This is a genomic window from Candidatus Seribacter sulfatis (assembly GCF_964187635.1).
Taxonomy (GTDB): domain Bacteria; phylum Verrucomicrobiota; class Verrucomicrobiia; order Opitutales; family Seribacteraceae; genus Seribacter; species Seribacter sulfatis.
Window position 1 is genome coordinate 1 of sequence record NZ_CAXLMO010000085.1, and the last position, 4,123, is coordinate 4,123.

The window sequence follows — 4,123 nt, forward strand, 5'->3', positions numbered from 1 at the left end:
GGAAGGATTAACAAAAACGGTTTCCACTTTCTGCCAATCATGGGTCTTTCGGATACCCTTGGTCATGGCCTTTTGTTGCAATTCATGAACATTGAGTAATGCACCCATTCCACCCCCTTCGACGCTTTCCGTCTTAATCCAGGCAGAAAGCGAATAACGGACTCCTGACCTAATTTGCACACTCGCATAAGCACTGGTGTCATGTCCCCCTTCGGATGATATACGCAGGGACGATTTGCCGGTCTTTACGGACTTGCTGACTGTCTCGATCGTATGCTCCATGGCACCGCTCCCACTGTAAGTCCGGACCTTCCAACTGGTGGGCAACTTACCATCCGAAGACTCGAAGGAGGGATTGGGCAAAAGATTTGGACCCTTTTTATACCCCACCAAATTGGCTTTCACCGCACCCAGAGCCTGGAGGGGTAACCGGAGCCATTCGTCCTTGGCATTTTCCTCAACCCGCATCAGAAGGGATGCGAAATCGCGGGTTCCCTTGTCTCGCGGAAAGGAGGCAAGTTGAACGAAGGAAGCGAGCCGAACAAGAAGATCCTTGTCTCCAAGGGTTGCACTGTCATGGAGCATTTGTTGCCCCTTTAAGTCAGCAGGTAGAGCCCGGATCGCGTTACGGCGTAATGCCGGGTCTTTTGATACGAGACATTTTGCATGGGATGGGCCGTCGAGAGCACCCATGCCCTGCAAAGTCCAAAGAGCGTGAAGAGACGCGGGTGAAGCTTGGTTCAGTAATTTCCTTAAGGAAGGAACCGCTTCCTTGGGTTGACTATTCACCAAAAGCCTTTGGGCGGTGAGACGCCAGAACATATTGTCATGGCTGAGAGCTTTGACCAGTTTTTCCCATGTTGCATTTTCTAGATTGAAAGCAGGAGCATGGTTTTTTTGGTAAACCAAGCGATAAATGCGACCATGCTGGCGGTCGCGGTTGGGATTTATGTGGGCATTCCCGGGTCCGTTTTGGGCGTCATATCCACCCCGGTTAAGATTCGGGGTCGGATTATGCTGGATGATAAAGTTGTACCAATCGGAAATCCAGAGGTTTCCATCGGGGCCCACCTCGGCTACGATTGGAGAGAACCACTCGTCGGTACTCGCGACCAGACTGTAAGCATTAATTGATTCAAAACCTGAACCCTTTGGGCGAACATCGTACATGCCAAGAAGATGACCGGTCGGACCACACACGAATGCTCTCCGGTTGCGCCAGGACTTAGGAAACCCGGATGACGTAGCAAAGGCATGTCCGCAACCCGCAGTGTAAGCATTAAAAGCATCTACCTGACGGATATTGGGAGTAATTGGATAAAACCTGGGAGAACTCGCGATCATTTTGGCAGTCATCCGTTTTTCTCCCTGATGCACACGATTCGGAACTCCTCCGAAAAAACTTGGATTGTTATTGGCGGTGGAACCGAATATGTCCCCCTGCTCATTCAAACCGATTCCCCAAGTGTTATTATTGAACTGATGAAGAAATTCCATCTTGGAACCATCGGGTTTGAAGCGAAAAGTGCCCCTACTAAAATTGTATTTTTCTCCATTTAATTCTCCCTTGAAACCTGAATACCCAACCGTACCGTAGATCCAGTTGTCCAGACCGTAGCGTAAATTGCTGGGACCGGCATGAGTATCATTAAGCCCGAACCCGGTAATCAGAACTTCACGGATATCCGCTTTATTGTCCCCATCTGTGTCTTTGAGGAAAAGCATATCCGGGGCATGAGCCAAAATCACTCCGCCCCGGGCGAAAGTCATGGATGTGGGAATATTAAAGCCATCGGCAAAGATCGTAAACTTATCCGCCTTGCCGTCCCCATTAGTGTCTTCACATATTTTAATGCGGTCCTTTCCTTTACGACCGTCCTTAAGCTCATTGGGATAATCCACAGATTCCACAACCCAGAGTCGTCCGCGTTTGTCCCATTGAAAATAAATCGGGTTCACAATATCCGGCTCAGACGCAAAGAGCTCGAGTTTAAATCCCACCGGAACCTGAGTGTGCTTCATGCTTTCCTGAGGGGAAAGCGGTAATTGGTAAGGAAGTGGTTCCGGCCTTTTTTCATAGTTTGCAATGTTATCCCGCTTCTCGTACTTCAACGGTTCTCGATTTGCTAAAAAATTTTTATAGCGCTCGTGAACTTTTTCACCCACTGCCCAAAGGATTCCATTTTTGAGGAGTTGGTGAAATTCCGGTTTATTCCACACTCTTTCATCATGCCCAGAAGCAGTATAAAAAACCCGCCCTTTTCCCTCCTCACGAACCCAAGTCCATGGTTCAGGATCCTCATGAGGATCACCAGGCAAAGGATCCCTCACCATCAGCACAGTCCGGTTCTTCGAATTGTGCCGCTCATGAAAATAAGTTTCATCCCATGCCTCCAAGTTACCGATCCCCTGAACGGCAGGATGATTGACTTTTACAACTCTCGGGCTGAAGACAGCACCCTGGTGACTCTTGAAACGGCCTCCGACAAGCTGGTCATACTCGGGGATATTGGCAAAGCACCAGCTCGCACAGTGAACCGGAATAAATCCCTTTCCCGAACGAACAAAAGACAGTAAATTTTCCCATTGACCGGAAGAAAGCTTGGGATGATTGGCATAGAGAAGAAGGCCATCAAATTGGTTAAGGTACTCAGGATCGTCTAATGCTTGGTTTACACTGGTGACATAATCAAAATAAATGGCATCCCGTCCAAGAGACTTAGACAGGATTGGGTAATACTGATTAGAATTATGATGTGTTGATTCGTGTCCAAGAAAAAGAACTCTTATCGGATCGGCAAAAGTCTTACCTATTTGAAAAGTCAGAAATGCTATGAAAAAATATATAAACGTACGGTCCATTTTTTCGGGAATAAAGGTGGGGATAATATTTAAAGGTTCTTAATAATATCATAATTTTATATTAAACAATAGATTGACTTCGTCATTTTTTATTGAAAGTTAGACATATTAATCCTGACAAAAAAAAGGCTTCCCCGAAAGATTTCCTTAAAGAAATCGATCCAAATCATAACTTTCTTGGTATACTGAAAGAAATAAACGGTGTTTCTTTTTTTGTTAAAGATAAAGACTTTCGTTTAATCTTCGCCAATCCTTTTTTCTACAGAAGATTGGGGCTTAAATCACAAAAAGAGTTGCTGGGAAAAGACGATTTCCAGCTTTTCCCGGAACCTCTGGCTAACAAGTTCAGGAAAGATGATGAAGCTATAATACGCGAAAAATTACCCAAATTAGGATTAGTTGAATTATTTCTTAACCAGCAAGGCACACCGTCATGGTACATTACCAATAAATTCCCCATTTTTGACAGGCGAAAAAGAGCTATCGGAATAATGGGAACGGTTCAAAAATACGAAAAAGTTCCAATTAATCATACTCGAGACAAAGAGATGGAGATGGTAATTGAAGAACTGCAAGCGAGTAATGAAGGCACTCCCAGCATTGCAATGATAGCAAATCAGTATGGCCTGTCACATCGCCAACTAAATCGGAGATTCAAAGAAGTAACCGGACTTACCCCTCAACAATTCTCCGTTCAAATCCGCATTGAAAAGGCCTGTAAATTACTCAAGGAATCGAACCGAAGCCTAACTGATATTGGTTACGAATTAGGGTTTTGTGATCAGAGTGCTTTTACTGCACAATTTCGTAAAAGGATGAGTATGACCCCGAGGCAGTATCGTAAACAGTACAGTTAAGGTCGCTTACCTTTTTTTGGCTCTCCGCTTTTCCAAAGCTTAATATTATTGTAGTCATTTTTTGATTTGGGGCCTTTGGTGCTCCTCCCTCGCTTAATATCTTTTTCAAGTAATGCAAGTAGCGAAGCAACCATATCAGGTTTTTCCTCATACAAATTCTTTTTTTCGCCCAAATCAGTAGACATATCATACAATTGTCCAGGTGCAGCGCCAGCAGGAGCCTGCTTTTCTTTGGGAGAAGTCCATCCACCTGATGCCTTTGCCAGTAAGAGTTTCCAGGGGCCCTGCCGGTAGGCAAAATGTCCGCTTATGGAATGATGGATCACACCCTTTCGACTTGAAACAATCTTTTTCCCATGAAGTGCAGGAAGAAAGCTTACGCTGTCTTCCCCACTATTCTCGAG

At 45.2% G+C, this 4,123-nt stretch carries 2 protein-coding genes and 1 pseudogene; 1 reads left to right on the top strand and 2 read right to left on the bottom strand.

Annotation, left to right across the window (positions count from 1 at the left end; genetic code table 11):
• Positions 1 to 2,862, bottom strand: a 2,862-nt coding sequence (locus ACKPQ5_RS08165; protein ID WP_407678613.1) for a PVC-type heme-binding CxxCH protein, incomplete at its 3' end; no start/stop codon positions are given.
• A 92-nt stretch (positions 2,863 to 2,954) separates the two neighbouring features.
• Here ACKPQ5_RS08165 and ACKPQ5_RS08170 point away from each other — a divergent pair.
• Positions 2,955 to 3,719 carry an AraC family transcriptional regulator gene (locus tag ACKPQ5_RS08170; RefSeq protein WP_407678614.1) on the top strand — a complete coding sequence of 255 codons (765 nt, stop codon included), beginning with the start codon at positions 2,955 to 2,957 and terminating at the stop codon, positions 3,717 to 3,719.
• Here ACKPQ5_RS08170 and ACKPQ5_RS08175 read toward each other — a convergent pair.
• Positions 3,716 to 4,123: pseudogene (locus ACKPQ5_RS08175) on the bottom strand (arylsulfatase); the annotation flags it as partial. The gene ACKPQ5_RS08170 and the pseudogene ACKPQ5_RS08175 overlap by 4 nt on opposite strands.